17 protein-coding genes, 20 tRNA genes and 2 rRNA genes are annotated in these 21,467 nt (G+C 39.1%); 30 read left to right on the forward strand and 9 right to left on the reverse strand.

The annotated features are described in order from the left end of the window. Positions 1 to 209 precede the first annotated feature (209 nt). The 22 genes from MHI39_RS07410 to MHI39_RS07515 all read left to right on the forward strand — a co-directional run bounded on the left by MHI39_RS07410 (position 210) and on the right by MHI39_RS07515 (position 5,908). A 23S ribosomal RNA gene (locus MHI39_RS07410) occupies positions 210 to 3,177 on the forward strand. Between the two features lie 190 nt (positions 3,178 to 3,367). Continuing rightward, positions 3,368 to 3,484, forward strand: a 5S ribosomal RNA gene (gene rrf, locus MHI39_RS07415). A 7-nt stretch (positions 3,485 to 3,491) separates the two neighbouring features. After that, positions 3,492 to 3,567 (forward strand) — tRNA-Val (locus MHI39_RS07420). An 8-nt stretch (positions 3,568 to 3,575) separates the two neighbouring features. Next, positions 3,576 to 3,651, forward strand: a tRNA-Thr gene (locus MHI39_RS07425). A 173-nt stretch (positions 3,652 to 3,824) separates the two neighbouring features. Beyond that, a tRNA-Lys gene (locus MHI39_RS07430) sits at positions 3,825 to 3,900 on the forward strand. Positions 3,901 to 3,960: 60 nt separating this feature from the next. After that, positions 3,961 to 4,042 (forward strand) — tRNA-Leu (locus MHI39_RS07435). Between the two features lie 15 nt (positions 4,043 to 4,057). After that, positions 4,058 to 4,132, forward strand: a tRNA-Gly gene (locus tag MHI39_RS07440). 10 nt (positions 4,133 to 4,142) lie between these two features. Further along, positions 4,143 to 4,228, forward strand: a tRNA-Leu gene (locus tag MHI39_RS07445). A gap of 10 nt (positions 4,229 to 4,238) precedes the next feature. After that, positions 4,239 to 4,315 (forward strand) — tRNA-Arg (locus MHI39_RS07450). Between the two features lie 4 nt (positions 4,316 to 4,319). Continuing rightward, a tRNA-Pro gene (locus MHI39_RS07455) sits at positions 4,320 to 4,396 on the forward strand. A 10-nt stretch (positions 4,397 to 4,406) separates the two neighbouring features. Beyond that, positions 4,407 to 4,482 (forward strand) — tRNA-Ala (locus MHI39_RS07460). 24 nt (positions 4,483 to 4,506) lie between these two features. After that, a tRNA-Met gene (locus MHI39_RS07465) sits at positions 4,507 to 4,583 on the forward strand. A gap of 4 nt (positions 4,584 to 4,587) precedes the next feature. Further along, a tRNA-Ile gene (locus MHI39_RS07470) sits at positions 4,588 to 4,664 on the forward strand. 9 nt (positions 4,665 to 4,673) lie between these two features. Continuing rightward, positions 4,674 to 4,766, forward strand: a tRNA-Ser gene (locus MHI39_RS07475). 169 nt (positions 4,767 to 4,935) lie between these two features. Then, positions 4,936 to 5,009 (forward strand) — tRNA-Met (locus MHI39_RS07480). Between the two features lie 29 nt (positions 5,010 to 5,038). Then, positions 5,039 to 5,115: transfer RNA gene (locus MHI39_RS07485), tRNA-Asp, on the forward strand. 156 nt (positions 5,116 to 5,271) lie between these two features. Beyond that, positions 5,272 to 5,347, forward strand: a tRNA-Phe gene (locus tag MHI39_RS07490). Positions 5,348 to 5,480: 133 nt separating this feature from the next. After that, positions 5,481 to 5,554, forward strand: a tRNA-Gly gene (locus tag MHI39_RS07495). A 10-nt stretch (positions 5,555 to 5,564) separates the two neighbouring features. Next, positions 5,565 to 5,641 (forward strand) — tRNA-Ile (locus MHI39_RS07500). A gap of 18 nt (positions 5,642 to 5,659) precedes the next feature. Beyond that, a tRNA-Asn gene (locus MHI39_RS07505) sits at positions 5,660 to 5,734 on the forward strand. 7 nt (positions 5,735 to 5,741) lie between these two features. Next, positions 5,742 to 5,829 (forward strand) — tRNA-Ser (locus MHI39_RS07510). Between the two features lie 7 nt (positions 5,830 to 5,836). Beyond that, positions 5,837 to 5,908 (forward strand) — tRNA-Glu (locus tag MHI39_RS07515). A 511-nt stretch (positions 5,909 to 6,419) separates the two neighbouring features. Here the strand turns inward: MHI39_RS07515 and MHI39_RS07520 are convergent. Continuing rightward, on the reverse strand, positions 6,420 to 7,346 hold the full coding sequence (locus MHI39_RS07520) for a 1,4-dihydroxy-2-naphthoate polyprenyltransferase (RefSeq protein ID WP_058005648.1): 927 nt from the start codon (positions 7,344 to 7,346) through the stop codon (positions 6,420 to 6,422). Positions 7,347 to 7,751: 405 nt separating this feature from the next. Between MHI39_RS07520 and MHI39_RS07525 the strand changes: the two genes are divergently transcribed. The 6 genes from MHI39_RS07525 to menC all read left to right on the forward strand — a co-directional run bounded on the left by MHI39_RS07525 (position 7,752) and on the right by menC (position 15,480). Next, positions 7,752 to 9,161 (forward strand): isochorismate synthase, encoded by a 1,410-nt coding sequence (locus MHI39_RS07525; protein WP_058005647.1) that lies wholly within the window; start codon positions 7,752 to 7,754, stop codon positions 9,159 to 9,161. Further along, complete coding sequence (gene menD, locus MHI39_RS07530; RefSeq protein WP_180211632.1) at positions 9,158 to 10,912, forward strand: 2-succinyl-5-enolpyruvyl-6-hydroxy-3-cyclohexene-1-carboxylic-acid synthase; 1,755 nt, start codon at positions 9,158 to 9,160, stop codon at positions 10,910 to 10,912. Before MHI39_RS07525 ends, menD begins: the two co-directional genes overlap by 4 nt. After that, complete coding sequence (menH, locus tag MHI39_RS07535; protein WP_342540989.1) at positions 10,909 to 11,718, forward strand: 2-succinyl-6-hydroxy-2,4-cyclohexadiene-1-carboxylate synthase; 810 nt, start codon at positions 10,909 to 10,911, stop codon at positions 11,716 to 11,718. The genes menD and menH overlap by 4 nt, the downstream gene beginning before the upstream one ends. 47 nt (positions 11,719 to 11,765) lie before the next feature. Continuing rightward, positions 11,766 to 12,584, forward strand: a complete 819-nt coding sequence (gene menB / locus MHI39_RS07540) for a 1,4-dihydroxy-2-naphthoyl-CoA synthase (RefSeq protein ID WP_071976899.1) — start codon at positions 11,766 to 11,768, stop codon at positions 12,582 to 12,584. A gap of 310 nt (positions 12,585 to 12,894) precedes the next feature. Continuing rightward, the gene (locus MHI39_RS07545) at positions 12,895 to 14,367 is read left to right on the forward strand and encodes an o-succinylbenzoate--CoA ligase (protein WP_342540990.1); all 1,473 of its coding nucleotides are present in this window, start codon (positions 12,895 to 12,897) and stop codon (positions 14,365 to 14,367) included. Between the two features lie 6 nt (positions 14,368 to 14,373). Beyond that, a complete protein-coding gene (menC, locus tag MHI39_RS07550) occupies positions 14,374 to 15,480 on the forward strand; it encodes an o-succinylbenzoate synthase (RefSeq protein ID WP_342540991.1) in 1,107 nt (368 codons plus the stop codon). Positions 15,481 to 15,540: 60 nt separating this feature from the next. On the opposite strand, the gene MHI39_RS07555 is transcribed toward menC, so the two are convergent. The 3 genes from MHI39_RS07555 to ytzI all read right to left on the reverse strand — a co-directional run bounded on the left by MHI39_RS07555 (position 15,541) and on the right by ytzI (position 16,303). Further along, the gene (locus tag MHI39_RS07555; RefSeq protein ID WP_065107321.1) at positions 15,541 to 15,702 is read right to left on the reverse strand and encodes a DUF1540 domain-containing protein; all 162 of its coding nucleotides are present in this window, start codon (positions 15,700 to 15,702) and stop codon (positions 15,541 to 15,543) included. Between the two features lie 97 nt (positions 15,703 to 15,799). Next, positions 15,800 to 16,033 (reverse strand): membrane protein insertion efficiency factor YidD, encoded by a 234-nt coding sequence (yidD, locus tag MHI39_RS07560; protein WP_058005641.1) that lies wholly within the window; start codon positions 16,031 to 16,033, stop codon positions 15,800 to 15,802. A gap of 90 nt (positions 16,034 to 16,123) precedes the next feature. Further along, a complete protein-coding gene (ytzI, locus tag MHI39_RS07565; RefSeq protein ID WP_058005640.1) occupies positions 16,124 to 16,303 on the reverse strand; it encodes a YtzI protein in 180 nt (59 codons plus the stop codon). A gap of 133 nt (positions 16,304 to 16,436) precedes the next feature. Between ytzI and MHI39_RS07570 the strand changes: the two genes are divergently transcribed. After that, positions 16,437 to 16,883 carry a Dps family protein gene (locus MHI39_RS07570; RefSeq protein WP_071976902.1) on the forward strand — a complete coding sequence of 149 codons (447 nt, stop codon included), beginning with the start codon at positions 16,437 to 16,439 and terminating at the stop codon, positions 16,881 to 16,883. 47 nt (positions 16,884 to 16,930) lie between these two features. On the opposite strand, the gene MHI39_RS07575 is transcribed toward MHI39_RS07570, so the two are convergent. Next, the gene (locus MHI39_RS07575; RefSeq protein WP_071976903.1) at positions 16,931 to 17,179 is read right to left on the reverse strand and encodes a DUF6154 family protein; all 249 of its coding nucleotides are present in this window, start codon (positions 17,177 to 17,179) and stop codon (positions 16,931 to 16,933) included. A 100-nt stretch (positions 17,180 to 17,279) separates the two neighbouring features. On the opposite strand from MHI39_RS07575, the gene MHI39_RS07580 reads away from it, so the two are divergent. Beyond that, the gene (locus MHI39_RS07580) at positions 17,280 to 17,609 is read left to right on the forward strand and encodes a hypothetical protein (RefSeq protein ID WP_058005637.1); all 330 of its coding nucleotides are present in this window, start codon (positions 17,280 to 17,282) and stop codon (positions 17,607 to 17,609) included. A gap of 45 nt (positions 17,610 to 17,654) precedes the next feature. On the opposite strand, the gene MHI39_RS07585 is transcribed toward MHI39_RS07580, so the two are convergent. The 4 genes from MHI39_RS07585 to MHI39_RS07600 all read right to left on the reverse strand — a co-directional run bounded on the left by MHI39_RS07585 (position 17,655) and on the right by MHI39_RS07600 (position 21,307). Next, positions 17,655 to 18,515 carry a DUF6612 family protein gene (locus MHI39_RS07585; protein WP_071976904.1) on the reverse strand — a complete coding sequence of 287 codons (861 nt, stop codon included), beginning with the start codon at positions 18,513 to 18,515 and terminating at the stop codon, positions 17,655 to 17,657. Positions 18,516 to 18,718: 203 nt separating this feature from the next. Further along, positions 18,719 to 19,528 (reverse strand): ABC transporter permease, encoded by an 810-nt coding sequence (locus tag MHI39_RS07590; protein WP_071976905.1) that lies wholly within the window; start codon positions 19,526 to 19,528, stop codon positions 18,719 to 18,721. After that, the gene (locus MHI39_RS07595; protein ID WP_071976906.1) at positions 19,512 to 20,285 is read right to left on the reverse strand and encodes an ABC transporter ATP-binding protein; all 774 of its coding nucleotides are present in this window, start codon (positions 20,283 to 20,285) and stop codon (positions 19,512 to 19,514) included. The genes MHI39_RS07590 and MHI39_RS07595 overlap by 17 nt, the downstream gene beginning before the upstream one ends. 17 nt (positions 20,286 to 20,302) lie before the next feature. Further along, complete coding sequence (locus MHI39_RS07600) at positions 20,303 to 21,307, reverse strand: ABC transporter substrate-binding protein (protein WP_071976907.1); 1,005 nt, start codon at positions 21,305 to 21,307, stop codon at positions 20,303 to 20,305. Positions 21,308 to 21,467: the final 160 nt, after the last annotated feature.

Below are 21,467 nucleotides of genomic sequence, written 5' to 3' on the forward strand. Positions count from 1 at the left end.
GCGAGAAGGTCGAGGAAGCAAGCGAACGAGCACCAGAACGTATTAAATATACGTGAGGATGTGAGTGAGTGCGCTGACGAAGAGATTCGAAGCTTATCATTCGCCGGATTGTTCCTTGAAAACTAGATAATATTAAGAAGTAACCAAGTAATAACCGAGAATCGCCACTTTATGGATGAATCCATTAAGTAGTTTTAAATAACCTTTTAGGTTAAGTTAGTAAGGGCGCACGGTGAATGCCTTGGCACTAGGAGCCGATGAAGGACGGGACTAACACCGATATGCTTCGGGGAGCTGTAAGCGAGCTTTGATCCGGAGATTTCCGAATGGGGGAACCCACTGCCCGTAATGGGGTAGTATCCTTACTTGAATACATAGAGTAAGGAAGGCAGACCCGGGGAACTGAAACATCTAAGTACCCGGAGGAAGAGAAAGCAATTGCGATTTCCTGAGTAGCGGCGAGCGAAACGGAAGAAGCCCAAACCAAGAGGCTTGCCTCTTGGGGTTGTAGGACACTCTATACGGAGTTACAAAGGAACGGAGTAAATGAAGAGGTCTGGAAAGGCCCGTCAAAGAAGGTAACAACCCTGTAGTTGAAACTTCGTTCCCTCCAGAGTGGATCCTGAGTACGGCGGGACACGTGAAATCCCGTCGGAAGCAGGGAGGACCATCTCCCAAGGCTAAATACTCCCTAGTGACCGATAGTGAACCAGTACCGTGAGGGAAAGGTGAAAAGCACCCCGGAAGGGGAGTGAAAGAGAACCTGAAACCGTGTGCCTACAAGTAGTTAGAGCTCTATGCTTTATGCAGAGTGATAGCGTGCCTTTTGTAGAATGAACCGGCGAGTTACGATTTCATGCAAGGTTAAGCTGAAGAGGCGGAGCCGCAGCGAAAGCGAGTCTGAATAGGGCGATAGAGTATGAGGTCGTAGACCCGAAACCAGGTGATCTACCCATGTCCAGGGTGAAGGTAAGGTAACACTTACTGGAGGCCCGAACCCACGCACGTTGAAAAGTGCGGGGATGAGGTGTGGGTAGCGGAGAAATTCCAATCGAACTTGGAGATAGCTGGTTCTCTCCGAAATAGCTTTAGGGCTAGCCTTAAGGTAAGAGTCTTGGAGGTAGAGCACTGTTTGGACTAGGGGCCCTCATCGGGTTACCGAATTCAGACAAACTCCGAATGCCAATGACTTATCCTTAGGAGTCAGACTGCGAGTGATAAGATCCGTAGTCAAGAGGGAAACAGCCCAGACCACCAGCTAAGGTCCCAAAGTATACGTTAAGTGGAAAAGGATGTGGAGTTGCTTAGACAACCAGGATGTTGGCTTAGAAGCAGCCACCATTTAAAGAGTGCGTAATAGCTCACTGGTCGAGTGACTCTGCGCCGAAAATGTACCGGGGCTAAACGTATCACCGAAGCTGTGGATGGACACCAATGCATCTTTTCCTTCGGAAAAATGCTGGATGTCCGTGGTAGGAGAGCGTTCTAAGGGCTGCGAAGCTAGACCGTAAGGACTGGTGGAGCGCTTAGAAGTGAGAATGCCGGTATGAGTAGCGAAAGAAGGGTGAGAATCCCTTCCACCGAATGCCTAAGGTTTCCTGAGGAAGGCTCGTCCGCTCAGGGTTAGTCGGGACCTAAGCCGAGGCCGAAAGGCGTAGGCGATGGACAACAGGTTGATATTCCTGTACCACCTCTTCACCGTTTGAACGATGGGGGGACGCAGGAGGATAGGGTAAGCGCACTGCTGGAATAGTGCGTCCAAGCAGTTAGAGGGGTGACGAGGCAAATCCCGTCACCATGTACCTTGAGCTGTGATGGCGAGGGAAATTTAGTACCGAAGTTCCTGATTCCACACTGCCTAGAAAATCCTCTAGTGAGGTGAAAGGTGCCCGTACCGCAAACCGACACAGGTAGGCGAGGAGAGAATCCTAAGGTGAGCGAGAGAACTCTCGTTAAGGAACTCGGCAAAATGACCCCGTAACTTCGGGAGAAGGGGTGCTCTGTTAGGGTGCAAGCCCGAGAGAGCCGCAGTGAATAGGCCCAGGCGACTGTTTAGCAAAAACACAGGTCTCTGCGAAGCCGTAAGGCGAAGTATAGGGGCTGACGCCTGCCCGGTGCTGGAAGGTTAAGAGGAGAGGTTAGTCGCAAGACGAAGCTTTGAATTGAAGCCCCAGTAAACGGCGGCCGTAACTATAACGGTCCTAAGGTAGCGAAATTCCTTGTCAGGTAAGTTCTGACCCGCACGAAAGGCGCAACGATCTGGGCACTGTCTCAACGAGAGACTCGGTGAAATTATAGTACCTGTGAAGATGCAGGTTACCCGCGACAGGACGGAAAGACCCCGTGGAGCTTTACTGCAGCTTGATATTGAATTTTGGTACAGCTTGTACAGGATAGGTAGGAGCCTTTGAAACCGGAGCGCCAGCTTCGGTGGAGGCATCGGTGGGATACTACCCTGGCTGTATTGAAATTCTAACCCGCACCCCTGAATCGGGGTGGGAGACAGTGTCAGGCAGGCAGTTTGACTGGGGCGGTCGCCTCCTAAAAGGTAACGGAGGCGCCCAAAGGTTCCCTCAGAATGGTTGGAAATCATTCGCAGAGTGTAAAGGCACAAGGGAGCTTGACTGCGAGACCTACAAGTCGAGCAGGGACGAAAGTCGGGCTTAGTGATCCGGTGGTTCCGCATGGAAGGGCCATCGCTCAACGGATAAAAGCTACCCCGGGGATAACAGGCTTATCTCCCCCAAGAGTCCACATCGACGGGGAGGTTTGGCACCTCGATGTCGGCTCATCGCATCCTGGGGCTGTAGTCGGTCCCAAGGGTTGGGCTGTTCGCCCATTAAAGCGGTACGCGAGCTGGGTTCAGAACGTCGTGAGACAGTTCGGTCCCTATCCGTCGTGGGCGTAGGAAATTTGAGAGGAGCTGTCCTTAGTACGAGAGGACCGGGATGGACGCACCGCTGGTGTACCAGTTGTCTTGCCAAAGGCATCGCTGGGTAGCTATGTGCGGAAGGGATAAGTGCTGAAAGCATCTAAGCATGAAGCCCCCCTCAAGATGAGATTTCCCTTAGTTTATCTAAATAAGATCCCTGAAAGATGATCAGGTTGATAGGTTCGAGGTGGAAGTGTGGCGACACATGGAGCTGACGAATACTAATAGATCGAAGACTTAACCAAATAGAAAAGTGAAGGCGACTGTTCAAACCCGCCAAAAAATGATGGCTTGCGAGGAGGTAGCTTTTCAGCCACCACAGCAAGGTAGCATTTTTCTGAGAGGGTTTAGGAGCCGCAACTGGGATTTGAGGTTATGAACCGTTACTTCTTGATATATCTAGTTTTGAGGGAATAAACCCTTAACAACATATAGTCTGGTAATTATGGCAAGAAGGTCACACCCGTTCCCATCCCGAACACGGAAGTTAAGCTTCTTAGCGCCGATGGTAGTTGGGGGCTCTCCCCCTGCAAGAGTAGGACGTTGCCAGGCGATTTATGGAGGATTAGCTCAGCTGGGAGAGCACCTGCCTTACAAGCAGGGGGTCGGCGGTTCGATCCCGTCATCCTCCACCATATATAATGCCGGCCTAGCTCAATTGGTAGAGCAACTGACTTGTAATCAGTAGGTTGGGGGTTCAAGTCCTCTGGCCGGCACCACTTAGGTCATTACGAGCCATTAGCTCAGTTGGTAGAGCACGATCGAGTACGCTACGAAGAGTAACATCAGCGTACCAATCGAGATACAGCTTGAATAATCTTGCTGAGATTGGGACGTCGTAGATGCATTTATATTCGAAGTACATGCTTATACTATTAATTATATTCATAAAGAGCCATTAGCTCAGTTGGTAGAGCATCTGACTTTTAATCAGAGGGTCGAAGGTTCGAGTCCTTCATGGCTCACCATTGTTTTTTGTAACGAAAAATTACTTATCTTTTTGTTAAACGAAAAACATTTTTCATAACGCGGGTGTGGCGGAATTGGCAGACGCACCAGACTTAGGATCTGGCGCCGCAAGGCGTGGGGGTTCGACTCCCTTCACCCGCATTATAAAATAAAGTTGCGGAAGTAGTTCAGTGGTAGAACACCACCTTGCCAAGGTGGGGGTCGCGGGTTCGAATCCCGTCTTCCGCTCCAAACAACCCTTGCCGGGGTGGCGGAACTGGCAGACGCACAGGACTTAAAATCCTGCGGTAGGTGACTACCGTACCGGTTCGATTCCGGTCCTCGGCATATAAATCATGCGCCCGTAGCTCAATTGGATAGAGCGTTTGACTACGGATCAAAAGGTTAGGGGTTCGACTCCTCTCGGGCGCGCCATGAACGGGAAGTAGCTCAGCTTGGTAGAGCACATGGTTTGGGACCATGGGGTCGCAGGTTCGAATCCTGTCTTCCCGACCATTATACAATTGGGGCCTTAGCTCAGCTGGGAGAGCGCCTGCTTTGCACGCAGGAGGTCAGCGGTTCGATCCCGCTAGGCTCCACCAATATCTAAAATTAAAATTTACTATGGCGGCGTAGCTCAGCTGGCTAGAGCGTACGGTTCATACCCGTGAGGTCGTGGGTTCGATCCCCTCCGCCGCTACCATAGAGGACCTTTAGCTCAGCTGGTTAGAGCAGACGGCTCATAACCGTCCGGTCGTAGGTTCGAGTCCTACAAGGTCCACCATATATAATTGGAGGAATACCCAAGTCTGGCTGAAGGGATCGGTCTTGAAAACCGACAGGCGGGTTACACCGCGCGGGGGTTCGAATCCCTCTTCCTCCGCCATAACTATTTCTTTAAAAGATTTTTAATAATATCGTCACTGGGTGGAGCAACGAGCGTTACTTCATCGAACAACTACGAGTTGTACCGATTGAGCTGCTACTAGAGTAAGCATACTGAAATCGGGACAGTTGATGAAAAGATTGGATTAGAATATTTTTAATAATATCGTCGCGGGGTGGAGCAGTCTGGTAGCTCGTCGGGCTCATAACCCGAAGGTCGCAGGTTCAAATCCTGCCTCCGCAATCATTTTCAAGTAAACTTGAAAGAAATTTGGTCCGGTAGTTCAGTTGGTTAGAATGCCTGCCTGTCACGCAGGAGGTCGCGGGTTCGAGTCCCGTCCGGACCGCCATTTTATAATTTGGCTCGGTAGCTCAGTCGGTAGAGCACGTCCGAATAGGCTACAAAGCGATACATCAGCGTACCAATTGAGCCACAGCTTGAATAAGCTTTCTGAAATTGGGACGATGGCGAACACAATTTTATATAGAAAATAGATATTATATTTGGCTCGGTAGCTCAGTCGGTAGAGCAATGGACTGAAAATCCATGTGTCGGCGGTTCGATTCCGTCCCGAGCCACCATTTTATGTTTAAGTGGCTAATAACTACATGTAATCCAATGTTTAGTTGAACATGACGGCTATTCCGAAGTGGTTAAAAATTGGATTGTGGCTCAGACATTTGTGAGGTCGATTCCGATTAGTGGCCCCATCATGCGGGTGTAGTTTAGTGGTAAAACTACAGCCTTCCAAGCTGTTGTCGTGGGTTCGATTCCCATCACCCGCTCCATAATTTTTGTGGGCCTATAGCTCAGCTGGTTAGAGCGCACGCCTGATAAGCGTGAGGTCGATGGTTCGAGTCCATTTAGGCCCACCATAATGATAATTTACTTGTTCCGCAGTAGCTCAGTGGTAGAGCTATCGGCTGTTAACCGATCGGTCGTAGGTTCGAATCCTACCTGCGGAGCCATATAATTGGAGAAGTACTCAAGTGGCTGAAGAGGCGCCCCTGCTAAGGGTGTAGGTCGGGTAACCGGCGCGAGGGTTCAAATCCCTCCTTCTCCGTATTGTCGGCCCGTTGGTCAAGCGGTTAAGACACCGCCCTTTCACGGCGGTAACACGGGTTCGAATCCCGTACGGGTCATTCATTATTAAGAAAAAAGGTAGTTTAAAAGATTTCTAAAATAGAAACTTTTAAACTACCTTTTTTTGTCTAGAGGTAATATTGGTTCTATACTATATGATGTAGGGATTTACACAATTTTAAGACATAAAAAATGCTCGTAATCATTATGTGAGTTTTCAAGAAACCAGTATCAACTATACATAATAAATTCTAACATGATATTACTTGATTATAAAAAAGTATAGGAGAATAATCAAAGTCCATCTCAACAGGCTTATAAAAATCCTTTTTTTCCTGTCTGTCAAAAGCCCATGGGTATACGTATAGCCTTAACAAAAGTGAAATGATTTGAACAATTGGTAGAGACTGTTGAATCAACTGAACGAAAGCGTTGAGCAAAAACTATTATCTTCTTAGAATAAAAGAAAAAGGGGAGAAGTAAAAATAACTTCTCCCCACATTTAGCATTGAATCTCATTTTAATGTTATGTTGCTATAAGGAATAGCAACATATGAAATCTGTTTTTCACTACTTGATAAGAAATGAAATGAAAAGCCCAATTGTTACTAGTAAACCAAAGAAAGTATTTGTTTGAGCTGTTGCTTTCATCGCAGGAACCATTTGAATAGGTTCTGTCTTTCCAATGAAGCCTCTTACTGCTTTAATAGGCATTGGAAGGCTTAAAAGTGTAATGAGAGTCCATGGTGTGACGATCTGCATTAGCACTAAAACAATTAACCATAGATATGAGACTATAAACATGGTAGCAAGTAATGTAATTGCATTTTTTCTTCCTATTAGAATAGCAACTGTTTTCCGTCCATTTTCCTTATCTCCATCTAAATCACGAATGTTATTGGATAACATAATTGCTCCTACTAAAATGAATATAGGAATAGAGATAAGAATGCTATCTGTCGTAATATTACCGGTTTGAATAAAATAAGAAATTAGTATAATAACAATCCCCATAAAGAACCCTGAAATAATTTCTCCAAAAGGGGTATATGCAATTGGTAAGGGTCCTCCAGTATAAAAATAACCAACAGCCATACATATGGCTCCAATAACTGCAATCCACCAGGAACTACTGATGATAATATACAGTCCTAATAATGCAGAGATCCCATAGAAAATCAGAGCAAGATTAAGAACAGTTTTTGGTTTTACACCATTTCGGACAATGGCACCGCCAATTCCAACTGATTCTTCATGGTCTAGTCCTCTAGCATAATCGTAATACTCATTAAACATATTTGTCGCTGCCTGTATTAGTAGGCAAGCCACTAGCATCGCAATGAATATTGGAATATCAATCTTTGAGTTTTGCATGGCAAAGGCTGTCCCTAATAATACAGGGACAAAAGAAGCAGTAAGCGTATGGGGTCGCGTTAATTGCCACCAAATTCGCCATCCTTTGTCTGGTTTCACCAATGGTGAAGAATGTGAACTCATTGTTATGTCTCTCCCTTTACATATCTTTACCTTGAAAAAGTTCATCTGGTTTTGTTCCCCAGCATTATCCATAAGGCGTGCAAATCTATTGTTAATGCAGATTTAGTCCTCCTATAGACCATCGAAATGACAATAGGAGTACACTCTAAAGTGTAGGTAAATGAAGGATAGGTGTCAATCAATTTTTATATGTAATGGAAAGAAAAATTCCCATTTCAATATTTGAATCATAGATTACTGAACTTTTTTGTCTAGTTGTCATATAATAAGGTAGGGAAAAAGTTTCATAAGATATGTTCGTTGACTCCGTCGATTTAGAAGTGTATCTTAAAAGTTGGGCATAATATAGAACAAGAATGCAATGATCATAGTAATTAACGTAAGGTAGTTTTGGGGGAGATAAAGTTGACAAGTATTCAACATTCAAAAATTGAAACTGAGTTTGAAATTGCTGTTGGTAGAGCTAAGGATAAAGAGTATCCCATTCTATTTAGCTATACAGAAATTTTGAATAATATGAACCCCCTTTCATTTTATTCTTCTGCTAAGCAGTTATTTCAAGGGAAAAGGTTTTTTTGGAAAGTACCCGATGATGAAACCATCATCGTAGGTTTAGGAAGTACTTATACATTACAAACATCTTTAGGGGAACATCGATTTGAAACGATTCAGTCTGAATGGAATGATCTCATTAAAGATGCTCATATTTATAATCCATATAACGTACAAGGCACAGGACCTCTTATATTCGGAGGCTTTTCTTTTGATCCTGATAGTGTAGAAGAACCAGAGTGGAGTTCATTCACTAATGCATTATTCCATTTACCTGAATTAATGTTAGTAATCGATAAACAAAGTTCGTATTTAACGATAAATATACGATGTTCTTCAATCAAAGATAAAGATAGATTGGCTCAATTACTTAGAATTAAAGAACAAATTCTATCATCAAGTGCATCAGAAAATATATTAAAGGTAGACATACATCAAGAAGAAGAAGTAAATCCTGATGCGTGGAAAAAGGCTGTCGCTAATGTAGTTCGTCTATTAAATGATGATAATGAAGTAAGAAAAGTTGTTATGGCTAGAAAAATGAATGTAACCTTTAATGGAGAGATTTCTTCGGACCATGTATTGAATCATTTATGGAATGAACAGCATGAAAGTTTTATCTTTGCGTTAGAATGGTTAGATAGTTGTTTTACAGGTGCTTCACCTGAAAGGCTTGTGAAAAAAATAGGGGATAACATTTTATCTGCCTGTATTGCAGGATCAATAAAAAGAGATAAAGATGAGAAAAAAGATGTTGCCTTAGGACAAGCTCTATTAAATGACGATAAGAATAGACAAGAGCACCAATTCGTTGTATCAATGATCCAAGAGATTATGAATAAATATTGTCATGATTTAGAAATCGCTATCGAACCGACGTTAATGAAGATGCGCGACATTCAACATCTTTTCACACCAGTGAAAGGGACAGTTAAAAATAAAAATACATCCATTCTATCTATAGCTAAAGATTTACATCCGACACCAGCTATGGGGGGAGTTCCGACAACGGATGCGATGCAAATCATTCGTGAAGTGGAAAATATGGATCGTGGCTTCTATGCTGCTCCAATCGGCTGGCTGGACTATCAGGGAAATGGTGAATTTGCAGTAGGAATCAGATCAAGTCTAATAAAGGGAAAAGAAGCATTTTTATATGCCGGGTGTGGTGTAGTGGCTGATTCAATCCCGGAGGATGAATATTTTGAGACAAGAATTAAATTTCGTCCGATGCTTCGAGCATTAGGAGGAAAACAACTATGATACATCAAGAAACTTTAACAAAATATTTAGCAATGTTTATTCAGGAACTATCGAATGCTGGAATTGAAAATGTAGTTATTAGTCCTGGTTCTAGATCAACACCGTTAGCTATGCTCATTGCTGAGCATCCCAAACTAAATTATTACATTAATATTGATGAACGCTCTGCTGCTTTTTTTGCATTGGGGATAGCAAAACAAACTAGAAAGCCTGTGGCATTACTATGTACTTCTGGAACGGCTGCAGCCAATTATTACCCAGCAATTGTAGAGGCTAGAATAGCAAGAGTACCACTTGTTGTATTAACTGCTGATCGCCCTCATGAGCTGAGGGATATTGGTGCGCCCCAAGCTATTAACCAAATTCATTTATATGGTGAACATGTTAAATGGTTTACGGAAATGGCCATTCCAGAAGCGAATGAAGAGATGTTTAGCTTTGTGCGCACAACAGCATCTAGAGCAGTAAGTATCGCGTTATTAGAGCCTGCTGGACCTGTCCATTTGAACTTTCCATTGAGGGAACCACTTATTCCAATTATTGAGCCATCGCCATATGCAGACTTAGATGATCAGCCAAGTGTCACTGTAACTCACGGGCATCTTATGCCAAATGAGAACGTTATGCTGGATTTAAGTGAAAAGCTTAAGAATACAGAGAAAGGACTCATTATTTGTGGAGTGCTTGATCATCCATATCTACAGGACTCAATTATAGAATTAGCTGAGAAATTAGGATATCCAATTTTGGCGGATCCATTGTCACAATTACGAAGTGGTAATTTTTCCGGGGACTATATTATTGATAATTATGATGCAATCTTAAAGGAAACCCAATATAAAGAAAAATTAAAACCGGATGTCATCTTGCGATTCGGTGGAATGCCAGTTTCGAAGCCACTTACGCTATTCATGAAAAGTTTGTCTGATACGGAGCATTTCATTGTTGAAAGTGGAAATGGAGGTTGGAGAGATCCAATCAAGAAGGCAACGCAAATGATTTATTGTGATGAAGCTCTTTTTTGTAATGAGCTATGTAAGAAAGTAAATAAAAAAGAAAATGCTCAGTGGCTATATATGTGGCAGCATTTAAATAATATTTCAAGAAGTACTGTCATACAAGAAATTGGAGATATCAATGAATTGGACGAAGGGAAAGTTGTCTTAGAATTGATTAAAGGTATGCCAGAGAATAGTACTTTATTTGTAGGGAATAGTATGCCTATTCGTGATGTTGATACATTTTTCCATTTTAACAGTAAAAAGATACGTGTTATGGCAAATCGAGGAGCAAATGGGATTGATGGGGTTGTTTCAAGTGCACTTGGTGCAAGTCTATATGGTGAACCACTATTCTTATTAATAGGTGATTTATCATTTTTCCATGATTTAAATGGATTACTTGCTGCTAAAATGTATCAATTAAATATCACCATTATTGTTATAAATAATAATGGTGGAGGAATTTTTCATTACCTTCCGCAGTCAAGTGAGAAAAAGCATTTTGAAGTCCTTTTTGGGACTCCAACTGACTTAGCCTTTGAGCATGTGGTTCAAATGTATAATGGTAATTATTCTAAAGTAAGAAATTGGGATGACTTCCAACAATCGATTGAAGCCTCGGTTGAAACTAAAGGTTTACATGTAATTGAAGTTCCTACCAACCGTGAAAAGAATGTTGAGGTTCATCGTAAAATGTGGAAGCATGTCTCAATGGAAGTGGATCATTATTTACGCGGTGATCAATTATGAACATTCATGTAAATGGAGTAAACTATCATGTAGAAGTAATAGGCTCAGGTGAGCCCTTATTACTTTTACATGGATTTACTGGAGATTGTACAACGTGGAACGCAGTTGTTCAATTTTTAAATAAACGTTATCAATGTATCCTTATAGATATACTCGGTCATGGCAAAACAGAGTGTCCTAAAGCTGCAGAGCGTTATCAGATAGAACTAGTAGCACATGATATTAAAGACATTCTCTTTCAATTAAAAATAAACAAAATAAAAGTATTAGGCTATTCTATGGGTGGTAGATTGGCACTAACATTTGCTACATGTTTTCCAGATATGGTGAGTATGCTTCTTTTAGAAAGTGTTTCTCCTGGATTAAAAACGGAGGAAGCAAGAATTGAAAGACGTCACCAAGATGAGAGATTAGCGAAGAGAATAATTGAAGAAGGAATTGAATCCTTCGTAGATTATTGGACTGATATTCCATTATTTAAGACACAGAAAAGATTAGATAAAGCCAGGATAGAACAAATTAGATGGCAGCGTTTACAAAATAATCCTTTAGGTTTAGCAAATAGTCTAATAGGTATGGGGACAGGAAGCATGCCATCTTTATGGAGAAAACTTTCTACGCTTGAAATGCCTGTTTATCTAATAACTGGCAGTTTAGATGAAAAGTTTTGTCTTATTGCTAAGGAAATGCAAAAATGGATACCAAATGCTAGACATGAAACGATTCTTGATGCAGGTCATGCAATTCATGTGGAAGATTCTCGAAAGTTTGGTACAATAATAGAGGAGTTTTTGTCGAATAAGTGAAGAATATTCGACATTTACAATTATAAAAATAAAAGGAGGATTCTCAAATGGCAATTGATTGGATAACTGAGAGAGAATATGATGAGATTCTTTATGAATCGTATAATGGAATTGCAAAAATAACAATTAACCGTCCTGAGGTACATAATGCATTTACTCCTAAAACAGTAAATGAAATGATTGATGCATTCTCACGTGCACGTGATGATTCAAAAATTGGTGTCATCATCCTAACTGGAGCTGGAGAGAAAGCATTCTGTTCTGGAGGAGATCAAAAGGTTCGTGGACATGGTGGGTATGTAGGTGAAGACAATATCCCAAGACTAAATGTATTAGACTTACAAAGATTAATTCGCTTTACACCAAAACCAGTGATTGCAATGGTAGCAGGTTATGCTATTGGAGGCGGTCATGTTCTACATATTGTATGTGATCTAACAATTGCAGCAGACAATGCTATTTTTGGACAAACAGGACCAAAGGTTGGTAGCTTTGATGCCGGTTATGGTGCAGGTTATTTAGCTCGTATTATAGGTCACAAAAAGGCTAGAGAAATTTGGTATCTTTGCCGTCAATATAATGCACAAGATGCATTAGAGATGGGACTTGTCAATACTGTGGTTCCTTTAGAAAAACTTGAAGAAGAAACAGTTAAATGGTGTGAAGAAATCTTAGAGAAGAGTTCAACTGCGCTTCGTTTCTTGAAAGCATCATTTAATGCCGATACTGATGGTTTAGCAGGTCTTCAACAATTTGGTGGAGATGCAACTCTACTTTACTATACAACGGATGAAGCGAAGGAAGGCCGTGACGCATTCAAAGAAAAACGTAAGCCTGATTTTGGACAATTCCCTCGCTTCCCTTGATTTAATAGGGATATAATGAGTTTTCCCGTACAATCTCGGGAATTAAAGGCTTGGTGGTTTCATCCATCAAGCTTTTTTCAAAGGAGATTTTCATAGTTTGTGGTTCTTTTCACAGTGGAAGGAATGCTTGAGGGTATTCAATCTTTTTATTATTCAAAATTTCACCTGAAAAGCTATATTATATGAGATGTTTTAAAAAAGAATGTAGACCACTGGTTTTAATGTAAGGAAATTATGTAACAATCCAGGGGGTGTCAATAAAGGAACTGCCCCTTTTTCTTTAGAATTCTTTAACAAAAGGTGATTTTTTATGGAACAACTACCTAATTTTTTAAATCAGAGAGCTTTTTTAACTCCCAATCGCCTCGCACTCGTTTTTGATAATCAGAGATGGAGTTTTATGGAAATGTATCGTACGGTTGAAACATTAGCACAAAAAATTGCAACTCTAGGTATACAGGCAAAGGACTCCGTTGCTATTCTGCTAACTAATCGTCCCCATACAGTCTTTATTATCCATGCATTGCAACAACTAGGTGTATCAGCGGTGTTCTTAAATCATCGTTTAACTGCAAAGGAAATGGTATTTCAGTTAAAAGATAGTGGTACAAGGTTATTAATAAGTGAAGATGCTTTTAAGGAAAAGATGAATGGTATTAAAGGATTGTTTCATGTGCTTCCAATGACAACAATCGTAGAAATAGATCATCTCGAGACTAAAAAGGTTCCTTTAGTAAACGAGTTTGTTTTGGATGAAGTTTGTTCAATTATGTATACTTCTGGAACAACTGGTAATCCGAAGGGTGTATTACAATCCTATGGGAACCATTGGTGGAGTGCTGTTGGGTCCGCTTTGAATCTTGGGTTAACCGAGAAGGATGGCTGGCTTTGCGCCGTTCCTTTATTTCATATAAGTGGTTTATCCATTCTAATGCGAAGTGTCATATATGGAATGCCTGTTTATTTATATGAGGAATTTAATGAAAAGACCATCAATCAAGTCCTGCAAGCAGGTGAGGTTACGATTATGTCGGTCGTAAGTACCATGCTAATTCGTATGATTGATGATCTAGGAGATAAGCGATATCATTCAAATTTTCGTTGTATGCTATTAGGCGGGGGACCTGCTCCAAAGCCTTTACTAGATGCTTGTCTAGAAAAAAACATACCAGTATTTCAGTCTTATGGGATGACAGAAACATCCTCCCAAATTGTAACACTAGCACCTGAAGATAGTATAGTAAAGCTTGGTTCAGCTGGAAAGCCATTATTTCCTTCTCAATTAAAAATAATGAATAATCAAATGCAACTATTACCAAATCAACCCGGAGAAATTGTTGTTAAGGGACCCAATGTGACAAAAGGGTATTTGAATCGAGACGAAGCAAATAAGAAAAATTTTAAAGATGGTTGGTTCTACACAGGTGATATCGGCTATGTGGATGAAGATGGCTATCTTTTTGTGATGGATCGTCGCTCTGATTTAATTATTTCTGGAGGAGAAAATATTTACCCTGCTGAAATTGAGGAGGTCTTATTATCTCATTCGTCTGTAAAAGAAGCGGGTGTTGTGGGAATTGAACATACACAATGGGGACAGGTTCCCTACGCATTTGTTGTTGTATCTGAGCTAGTTGATGAAGCTAATTTAATTAATTATTGTAAGGATAAATTAGCTAAATTTAAGATTCCACATCATATTTATATTGTCAATGAACTGCCAAGAAATGCGTCTAATAAACTGCTTCGTCGTAAGCTACACGAATTAATGCCAAAAGGATGAATGAGGATGATGATAAAAGAAGTGCAATTGTCTATCATAAAAATGCCACTAAAAAGTCCTTTTTCAACGGCTTTAGGGTCGGTGAATGATCGAGAAGGAATTATTATTAAAGTATTGGATGAGGAGGGGAGAACAGGTTATGGCGAGGTTGTCGCTTTCTCTACTCCGTGGTATACAGAGGAAACGGTAAGAACCAGTTATCATATGCTAAAGGATTTCCTCATTCCTATTGTCTTGAACAATCCGATTAAGCACCCAAATGAGATCAAAAAATATTTTGATCATATAAGAGGTAATCAGATGGCTAAAGCAGGGATTGAAACTGCTATTTGGGATCTTTATGCTAAAAAGGTAGATCGTCCTTTATGGAAGCTCATTGATGGAGTTCAGAGTGAAATTCCATCAGGTGTGGTAGTTGGTACCCATGAAATAAAGGATGCCCTGTCACAAATTGATTCGTATTTGCAAGAAGGTTATAAGAGAGTAAAAGTAAAAATTAAACCTGGAATGGATTATAAACTTCTAAAAGAAATTCGCAACCATTTTCCAACTATCCCTTTAATGGCAGATGCAAACTCATCCTATTCACTTGATGACATTGATTTATTAAAATCACTCGATGAATTTGAATTGTTGATGATTGAGCAGCCCTTAGCTGTCGATGATATTGTAGAACATTCTTTTTTACAGAAAGAAATACAAACTCCTATTTGCTTAGATGAAAGCATCATTACCTATCATGATGTGAAAAGCGCGATATTATTAAATAGTTGTAAGGTAATTAATATAAAAATTGGCCGAGTAGGTGGACTAAGCAATGCTTTAGCTATACATGATTTATGCCAAAAACATCAAATTCAAGTTTGGTGTGGTGGGATGATTGAATTTGGGATATCGCGAGCCCATAATATTGCGCTATCAACAAAAGAAGGATTTACGATCCCTGGAGATATTTCAGCGTCCAGTCGTTTTTGGAATGAGGATATAATCCTTCCAGAAGTTGAAGTCAAGCATGGGTTCGTTAAGGCACCTATTCATCCCGGAATTGGGTTTGAAATAAATACTAAACGTTTACAAGAGGTAACGACATATATAGAAAAATATAAAAAATAAGCGCAGATCTCAACCCTGCGCTTATTAACTTTTTAAACAAAAAAGCTATATAATAAACCTTTACCAATTTCCTTCAGGCTTAAAAGTTTTACAGTCTGTTTCTTCTGTTTTCTTTGCGGTGTCCCCTTTATGGCTGACAACATAAATTTCATCTGCAGAACAACGGTTTCCTTTTGCCCAATAGTGACAATTGTTTACTTCACATAAGACGTCCTTTGCCATTGTACCTCACTCCTTAATGGATTTTATGATACAACTATAGTGTTTGTATTGGAGTGGTAACTATGATTGGAAAGTCTAGGGCTTTATGTTCCTTTAATTATATTTTTTCCTGTTTTTTCTCTGGAACTGGATCAAATCCACCAGGATGGAAAGGATGGCATTTTAGTATCCTTTTAACCGCTAACCAGCCTCCACGTAGGGCTCCGAAGCGTTTAATCGCCTCTAGTCCATAGTGCGAACATGTAGGATAGAAACGGCAAGATGGTGGTTTTAATGGTGAAATACAGATTTGATAAAACCGTATGATTTTAATAAAAATAAATTTTAACATTAGGAAAACTTCCTTATAGTGAGTTTCAATTAGCATATCAGTCAAATACTCAAAGTGTCAAAGATGAAGAAACAATCAAAAAACGATCCATTACGTATCGGATCGTTCATGAGTATTATTTTTTTCATCCATTTCAGTTCTAATATTCGGGTTATTTTCAATTGGATCGATTGTATGTTTAAATGCATATGCCTTTGATGTTGTAATAGCAGCAGCTGCAATAATGACGATAATGATTATAATGGATACAATCATAATAAATGTAAGCAATGAATAAACCTCCTACAACCTCTTTATTCCTATTCATTATTTTAGCATGGAATGGACTATAGATGTGAAAGATATATGTATATGTTTTGACATCTTCATTTAGGGTATATAAATAACAGGAGGATGATTAAATATGGCAAATCAATCACAATTACAGGATGTATTAAATAAACAAGTAGCAAATTGGACAGTAATGTATACAAAACTTCATCATTTTCATTGGTATGTTAAAGGACATCATTTTTTCTCCTTACATGAGAAATTTGAGGAACTATATAATGAAGCAGACGCTGCCCTTGATGAAATAGCAGAGAGATTATTGGCAATAGAAGGACAACCTGTATCAACATTAAAAGGATCTTTAGAATTGGCTAGTATAAAGGAAGCAGAAACGAAAGCTCCTGCAGATGAGATGGTAAAAGAGGTCGTTAGTGATTTTAAACAAATTATTGGGGAGCTTAAAGAGGGAATATCTATAGCGGATGAAGCAGGGGATGATGTAACTGCTGATATGTTTACTGCTTTCCAAGAAAAACTTGAAAAGCATGTATGGATGCTAAATGCTTATTTATCTAAATAAATAAAGTGAAAAGGAAACTGTAAATTGATTGCAGTTTCCTTTTCCTTTTAATGCAAGTATTTTTTTTTGAATGGATCAGATTCCGGTGGATGATTAGAAAATTTCCCTTTTAAGCTTTCAATTAAATAGAGTCGAATAAAATATTGAAGTTCATCATCCTTCATTTCTTCTACTATTTTCATTAAATCCCCACGATCAGATTCCTCAAGAACGGCAAATGTAATAATATCTATATCCTCATCATCTGCTGTCAGCCGATTATGGTAAATTTCAAATAGTTCATCTACAAGTCTCATCTTCATCATCCTTTTTATCTTCGTAAGAATATTTTGGCTTGGTTTGTGGGAAACGATACATAGTGAATCATTTTTAGAAATTTTACGAGGAGTGTTGGGAATGGATCAACCAAAAAACACGTATTATATAAATATTGGGAGTGGAGAAATTTCAAGAAGTTCTACTGACTCACCTTGGAATTTTAAAATTGAGGCGACAGATGATGAAATAACAAAGCTAAGGCAAATTTTTGATGCGAATTATGATGTAGAAATTGCAAATTTTTTCAGATCACATGTTCCTGCATTGGAATATCATCATGATAAATCAAATGATGATTATGATAAACATATGATTGAGGTATATCAAATGATTTATGATTTAGGTGATGAAACAGCTAGACAGCATATAGACCAAATTGGCATTCTAAAGGATTTTACTTCAGAATGAAAACTAGGGACTGTCTGAGACAGTCCCTAGCTATTGTTATTTTAATTATTGCTCTATTTTTTGAGCATTATCTAACACTTCTTGTGGTACCTTAATCTCTTTAATCTTATTGTAATCAGTATATGTGCTCTTCATTTCTTGTTTCATGGTCATTTTTTGATCTTCAATAGCCATTTCTAACTCTTGAGTCATATTAAGCTTTGTAATATCAAATGTTTTTTTATCAATAAATATTTCATATTCTACATTCTTGAACTTAAGATTATTAAACAATTCTTCATTTTCCTTTAATTGATCAGGCATTAATTGTTTTGCATTATCTTTTAGGAACTGATCAAATTTATCACCTGAAGCCTTTAAAGATAAAATATATTGAGCATCATCTTGTTTAAAAGAAAAGTCATCTGCAAATTCTTTTAATTGGTTTAATTGTTCTGCAGGGTTCATTTGTTGTTCAGGCATTTGTAATACAGTATCTGATAATTCTTTAGGTAACTGCATCCACACTCCTGATGTTGGTTCAAACATAAAAAATCCTTCTTTAGATAAGTATGCTTCCGTATCCATTGCTTGGCCTTGGACGCTTGCGTCTCCACCTTCAATATTCATTTTCATTTTTTGATGCATCGCAATAGGATCTAAAACCATATCTACAGAAACCGTAGAATTAATATTCATATTATCAGATTGTCCAGGTACACTCATCGTTTGTTTTAGTTCCAGATCTGAATGAACACTTTTCAGATTTTTTGAAGCTTCTGTTGTCTTTTCGAAGACTTCCTGTAAAGTAAGACTGTCTTCTTTTTTTGATTTTACATTTGAATTTACTGGATCCGCCTTATCACTGCAGGCTGCAAGTACAAAAATCACCATCAATGATAAGAAACTAATAAATATTTTTTTCATAAAAAAAACACCACTCCTTTTTCTAATTCTATAAACTATACGCATTCATTTGGTAAAGGTTTCAAAAAATGGTACAAAATTTTAAAGAAAAGATATATATAATGAAATGTACACACATAACTAGAATAAAATGGAAATTATGTATGAAAAAAGGGGCATCTATTAAAAGACAAGCCAATTTAATAGACACCCTGTATTTGTCTCTATGATCCAGTTTTCACCAATTTCTTTTCAAGTAGATCTACTAATTGATACATAATGGTTGCTATAACGGCCACTACCATTAATGAAAGCATAACAAGGGTAAAGTTGAAAACTTGAAATCCATAGATAATTAAATATCCTAGTCCTTTAGAAGCGACTAAATATTCTCCAACGATTACTCCAACCCATGATAATCCTACATTGACCTTTAAAGTTGAAATAATAGTAGGAAAAGTGGCTGGTAATATGGCTTCCTTGAATATTTGGGTTCGTGTAGCACCAAATGTTTTTAGCACCTTTATATAGTTTGGGTCTACATCACGGAAACCGGAATAAATGACTATGGTTGTTACAATAACGGATATGATGATTCCCATAGCAATACTTGATGATACTCCAGTTCCAAATATAACTATTAGCATTGGACCAAATGCAACTTTAGGCATCGCATTAAAAATAACTAGATAGGGATCAAAAATTTTTGAGAGTATTGGGGACCACCAAAGAATTCCTGCAATAATCGCCCCTAATAATGTTCCTAATACAAAGCCTAGTATTGTTTCATAGACTGTTACACCAGTATGAATATATAGGGATCCATCAGCTAACTTATCAATAAATAAATTCCATATCTTAGAAGGTGAGCTGAAAATAAGAGGGTCAATCCAATGGAGTCTGCTCGCCATTTCCCATAGTGCGAAGAAGGCAATTAAAATAATTGCTTGAAACATGCGCACCCATCTTTTTTCTTTTTTTATATTTTGCAGGTACTTTTGATGAAAGGAATCAGTTTTATTCACTATTTTCAAGTGACTCCAGCTCCTTCCATATTTCTTGAAATAATGTAGAATATTCTTCTTTACTTCTAACATCGAATGGGCGAAGCTCTCTTAGCTGTTCAGGTACAGTAAATATTTTATGGAGTCTGCCTGGTTTAGCAGCAAATAACAAGATCCGATCACTCATTGAAATAGCTTCTCCGATATCATGTGTAACTAAGACGGCTGTTTTTTGGTAGGCTTTCAGTGTTTCAAATACTAAATCCTCAAGTTTTAACTTTGTTTGGTAATCAAGCGCAGAGAACGGTTCATCTAATAACAAAATTTTAGGATTAATGGCAAGGGTTCTAACTAAAGCAGCACGTTGTCTCATCCCTCCAGAAAGTTGGCGAGGGTATTGTTTTTCCACACCTTCTAAACCTATTTCCTTTAATAGTTCTAATGATTTTTGTTTTGACTCTATTGATAATTTATTTTTAAGTTTTAATCCTAATAAAATATTTTCTTCAATCGTTTTCCAGGGGAATAAGTAATCTTGTTGAAGCATATAACCGATCGAACGAACCTGATTATCCGGGGACTGACCGTCAATGATGACAGATCCTTGTGTCGGTTGAATTAAACCGGATAGAATTGATAACATAGTCGTTTTACCACAACCACTTGGGCCAACTAACGAAATAAATTCTCCTTTCTCTACGCTAAAGTTTATGTCCTTTAATGCAGTTGTTACTGTTTTGGGGGTGAAATAACTGTGATGGATATTTTCTACAGTTAGGAAGCTCATAAGGCTAAAAACCTCCTTTATTTGTTATTTAATGCTTTTTCAGCAATAGATGTATTAACTAATGTTTTATAATCTACCCTTTTTGGAAGCTCACCAGCTTCCTCCATAATATCTTGAAGTCTATTCCATCCTTCTTCATTTAAAATAAGATCTGTTCCGAAAGATCCTTGTTTTTGATATCTTTCTATGGAAGTAGCTAGTATATCTAAGTCTATATTCTCAAAAAATGGTTGAACCACTTTCGCCACTTCTTTTGAATCATTTTCCTCTATCCACTTTGCCGCTTTATATACGGCACGAACGAATTTTTCAAGGGTTTCACTATTGTCCTTTATATAACTTTCCTTTGCCATATAATCTGTATATGGAACACTTCCAGACTCTTCACCAAAGGAGGCAATAATATGACCTTTCCCTTCCTTCTCAAAGACAGAGGCCGTAGGTTCGAATAATTGAACATAATCTCCAGTACCTGAGGCAAAGGCATTCGCTACATTGGCAAAATCAATATTTTGTATTAAATTTAAATCCTTATGGGGATCAATTCCATTCTCCTTTATGACGAACTCCCCAACCATTTGAGGCATTCCACCTTTTCTTTGACCAAGGAATGTAGAGCCTTTTAACTGATCCCACGAAAAATTATCAATTTTTTCTCTAGATACAAGAAAAGTACCGTCGGTTCTGGTTAGCTGTGCAAAATTTATAACCGGATCTTCTGCACCTTGTGCATAAACGTAAATAGATGTTTCTGAACCAACGAGTGCTACATCTGCACCATTTGATAATAAAGTAGTCATGGTCTTATCACCGCCAGCAGTTGTCTTTAATTCAACATCTAATCCTTCATCTTTGAAAAATCCTTTTTCAAGTGCTACATATTGAGGAGTGTAAAACACTGAACGTGTTACTTCCGCTACTCTTACTTTCTTTAAGGATTCCTTCTTTGAGCATGCTCCAAGAGAAAAAATCAGAATGGATACGATCAAGAGTGAGAAGCTAAGCTTAACCCATTTTTTCATACTATAATCCTCCTTTAGCTGTTTAACGATTGTACAATGCCATATTCCGTAAGGGGTATGGTACTTTCGCCTTTGTCTGATAAAATATCGTATGAGGAATTAATAAATGTGTGAATGCCTATTTTTTTGAAAGATTTTAGTAGTTGGAGGTTAGCGTATT

Origin of the sequence: Heyndrickxia sp. FSL K6-6286, from assembly GCF_038630395.1 — a bacterium.
Taxonomy (GTDB): domain Bacteria; phylum Bacillota; class Bacilli; order Bacillales; family Bacillaceae_C; genus Heyndrickxia; species Heyndrickxia oleronia.